Here is a 4,047-nt window from a genome sequence, read left to right as displayed (position 1 = left end):
CGTTGAGCTCCAGCGAGCCCGGCTGCACTTGCTGCGCCAGGTGCCAGTTGTGCATGTGGTCGCGTTCGCGTTGCTGCTCGTCCTTGGGGTAGTACGGAATCGACGCGTAGCCCGGCACCGTGGTGTGGGCGCCGTAGGCATCGGCCAGCACCAGTACGTGGCGGTCCTGTTCGTGTCGGAAGAAGTAGTAGATGCCTTCCTGTTCCATCAAGCGGCTGACGAAATCGAAGCTGGTCTCGCGGTACTGCACGCAGTATTCCCACTCGCGGTACGGCCGGCTCAGGGCGTCTTCAAAGTCGGAAAAACCCAGGTCGCGGAACACCTGCTTGATGATCTGCGGGATGCTCAGGTTCTGGAAAATCCGACAGTCCGAGGTGCGGCTCAGCAACCACAGCCACGGGCGTAGCGTCACCTGGTAGCTGGCGAACTGGCCCTGGTCGATGCTTTGGCTGCACTGCGCGACGATGCCGTGGAAATACCGCTCGCCACCGTCCGCCAGTTGCACGCCGACGCTCATCGGCTTGCCGAGCAACTGGTTGAGGTCGATGTTGGCGTCCAGGGAGGTCAGTTGCAGGTCGTAGGTGAACAGCCGACCCAACTCTTCGCCGCCGCCCATTTGATTGAGCAGCAGCACGTCCGGCCCGAGGGGGCTGGTGATTTTGGCTAGGCGTGAGGCTTGGTTGAATAGCATCGGTTAACCCGTAAATTGCGTAATAGCTGAAGAAACCGGCTGCAAATGTGGGAGGGGGCTTGCCCCCGATAGCAGTGTGTCAGTTGATGCATGTGGTGACTGATTCACCGCTATCGGGGGCAAGCCCCCTCCCACACATTTGATCGTGTTTCTTCAGGTCAATCGTTGAACTGATAGTGCAATTCATTATCCCGGCTACTGATCCGCACACCCGCCAGCGCCTTGCCTTCGAGCATGCGCGTGAGGAATTCACGGCTCATGTCCGGCAGCAGGCTGTTGGTAAGGATCGTGTCGATCATGCGCCCGCCGCTTTCGGTCTCGGTGCAGCGCGAGACGATCAAATCGACCACCGCGTCGTCATAGTCGAAGGCGACTTTGTGCGTGTTCTGCACACGCTTCTTGATGCGCTCGAGTTGCAGGCGGGTGATCGCCTTGAGCATCTCGTCGCTCAGCGGGTAATACGGGATGGTCACCAGTCGGCCGAGCAGGGCGGGCGGGAAAATCTCCAGCAGCGGCTGGCGCAGGGCCTTGGCGATGGCTTCCGGCTCGGGAATGTTCGCCGGGTCTTTGCAGACCTGGGAAATCAACTCGGTGCCGGCGTTGGTGGTCAGCAGGATCAGGGTGTTCTTGAAGTCGATCACCCGGCCTTCGCCGTCTTCCATCACGCCCTTGTCGAACACCTGGAAGAAGATCTCGTGCACGTCCGGGTGGGCTTTTTCCACCTCGTCCAGCAGCACCACGCTGTAGGGCTTGCGGCGTACCGCTTCGGTTAGCACGCCGCCTTCGCCGTAGCCGATGTAGCCCGGTGGCGCGCCCTTGAGGGTCGACACGGTGTGGGCTTCCTGGAACTCGCTCATGTTGATGGTGATGACGTTCTGCTCGCCGCCGTACATGGCTTCGGCCAGGGCCAGGGCGGTTTCGGTCTTGCCCACGCCGGAGGTGCCGGCCAGCATGAACACGCCGATCGGCTTGCTCGGGTTGTCGAGGCCGGCGCGGGAGGTCTGGATGCGCTTGGCGATCATCTGCAAGGCGTGGTCCTGGCCGATGATGCGTTTTTTCAGGTGCTGGTCGAGGTTGAGCACGGTTTCCAGTTCGTTGCGCGCCATGCGGCCGACCGGGATGCCGGTCCAGTCGGCGACGACCGAGGCCACGGCCTGGTAATCCACGGTCGGCAGGATCAGCGGGGTTTCGCCTTGTAGCGCGGTGAGGCGCTGTTGCAGGTCGACCAATTGCGCACGCAACTCATCGTTGCCGCTGTCCACGACGCCGGCTTTTTCACGCAACGTGGCGCGGGTAGCGAGCAACTCATCCACCAGGGTTTTCTCTTCGGCCCAGCGGCTTTCCAGGGTGGCCAGGCGCTCGCGCTCGGCACTCAGTAAGGCTTCGCTGTTGCTCTGGCGCGCACCGATGGCGATGCCGATCGCATGCTCGCGGGCGATGATTTGCAGCTCGGTTTCCAGGGCTTCGATGCGGCGACGGCTGTCGTCCACTTCGGCCGGCACCGCATGCAGGCTGATAGCCACGCGGGCACAGGCGGTGTCCAGCAGGCTGACGGATTTATCCGGCAATTGGCGCGCCGGGATGTAGCGGTGGGACAGCTTCACCGAGGCTTCCAGCGCTTCGTCGAGGACCTGCACCTGATGGTGTTTCTCCATGGTCGAAGCCACGCCGCGCATCATCAGCAGCGCCTTGTCTTCCGACGGTTCGGCCACCTGTACCACCTGGAAGCGGCGGGTCAGGGCCGGGTCTTTCTCGATGTGCTTTTTGTACTCGGCCCAGGTGGTCGCAGCGACGGTACGCAAGGTGCCACGGGCCAGGGCCGGCTTGAGCAGGTTGGCTGCGTCACCGGTTCCGGCGGCGCCACCGGCACCCACCAGGGTGTGGGCTTCGTCGATAAACAGGATGATCGGCTTCGGCGAGGCCTGGACGTCTTCGATGACCTGGCGCAGACGCTGTTCGAATTCGCCTTTCATGCTGGCGCCGGCTTGCAGCAGGCCGACGTCGAGGCTGCGCAGTTCCACGTCTTTCAGCGCGGGCGGCACGTCACCGGCGACGATGCGCAGGGCGAAGCCTTCGACCACGGCGGTTTTGCCCACGCCGGCTTCACCGGTGAGGATCGGGTTGTTCTGGCGTCGACGCATGAGGATGTCGACCAACTGACGGATCTCTTCGTCACGGCCGACGATCGGGTCGAGCTTGCCGCTGCGCGCCTGTTCGGTCAGGTCGACAGTGAAACGCTTGAGCGCTTCCTGCTTGCCCATCGCACTCGGCGCCATCGCACCGCTGGCTTCGCCCGGAACGGCGCCGGCGTTGAAACCGTCGCTTGCGCTCAGGGCATTTTCCGGCGAATCGCCGACGTACTCGTCAAAGCGTTCGCTCAGGGCTTCGGCCTTGATCTTGTCGAACTCCGACGATAAGCCCAACAGCGCATGGCGCAGGCTCGGCGTCTTCAGAATGCCCAGCACCAGATACCCGGTGCGCACCTGGCTTTCGCCGAACATCAGGCTGCCGTAGACCCAGCCGCGCTCCACGGCTTCTTCCACATGCGAAGACAGGTCGGTGATCGAGGTCGAGCCACGGGGCAGGCGGTCCAGGGCTTCGGTCAGGTCGCGGGCCAGGCGTGCCGGTTCCACGTTGAACTGACGGATGATGCGGTGCAGGTCCGAGTCCTGCAGTTGCAGCAACTGGTGAAACCAGTGGGCCAGTTCCACATACGGGTTACCCCGCAGCTTGCAGAACACTGTGGCGGCTTCGATGGCTTTGTAGGCCACGCTGTTGAGTTTGCCGAACAGTGCGGCGCGACTGATTTCACCCATGCTCTGGATTCCTTGAGGTGGTGGCGTGATCGGCGTAATGCCGGGCCAGGATTAGGTCGTTGGCATCAACCGCAGGGCGGCCGAGCCAGGTGTTGAAGCCCAGGCGGAACCGGCCGTTGAGTTGCAGCGCCGGTACTTCGGGTTGTTGCAGAACCAGGTTCAAGTCCCAGTCCAATTCATGGCCCAGGTACTCGGCTACCCAGGCCACCAGCTCGTTGAACGGCTGGCTGCCGGGCAGCATGCCCATGTAATCATCAAGTTTTAGCGGGCCCAGGCGGATACGGAATTTATGCTGTCGGTCCCACACGTGGCTGCCCAGGCAGAAGTCCACGCCCAGCCGGTTGGCGCTGACGCTGACGCGGCTGCGTTCGGGCAGTTCGAGCCACTGGCCGACGTATTCTTCGATTTCTACCGGCAGGCCGATATCGCGGAACAGCTTGCCACTGCGCATCAGGTCGGTCAGGCGACCTTGGTGTTCGAACGGCTCGCGGGTCACGGTGGGGTAGTAGATCAACTTTTCACGCAGAGCTTCGCCGAAGA

General features: G+C 62.7%; 3 protein-coding genes. All 3 read right to left on the bottom strand.

All coding sequences use genetic code 11. From position 1 onward, the window contains the following. A partial coding sequence (locus tag L9Z73_RS26655; RefSeq protein ID WP_247407548.1) for a type VI secretion system Vgr family protein occupies positions 1-691 on the bottom strand: 691 nt, incomplete at its 3' end. Positions 692-849: 158 nt separating this feature from the next. Then, a complete protein-coding gene (gene tssH / locus L9Z73_RS26650; RefSeq protein ID WP_247407547.1) occupies positions 850-3,507 on the bottom strand; it encodes a type VI secretion system ATPase TssH in 2,658 nt (885 codons plus the stop codon). Then, a partial coding sequence (locus L9Z73_RS26645) for a type VI secretion system baseplate subunit TssG (RefSeq protein WP_247407539.1) occupies positions 3,500-4,047 on the bottom strand: 548 nt, incomplete at its 5' end. The genes tssH and L9Z73_RS26645, both read right to left, overlap by 8 nt.

The organism is Pseudomonas emilianonis (assembly GCF_023072625.1).
In the GTDB taxonomy this organism is placed as follows: Bacteria; Pseudomonadota; Gammaproteobacteria; order Pseudomonadales; family Pseudomonadaceae; genus Aquipseudomonas; species Aquipseudomonas paraveronii.
This window is presented reverse-complemented; position numbering and strand designations above follow the sequence as displayed.

What these genes read in the sequence shown, in the direction of transcription:
- tssH (WP_247407547.1), bottom strand. Translation starts at nt 3,507, where the DNA reads ATGGGTGAAATCAGTCGCGCCGCACTGTTCGGCAAACTCAACAGCGTG.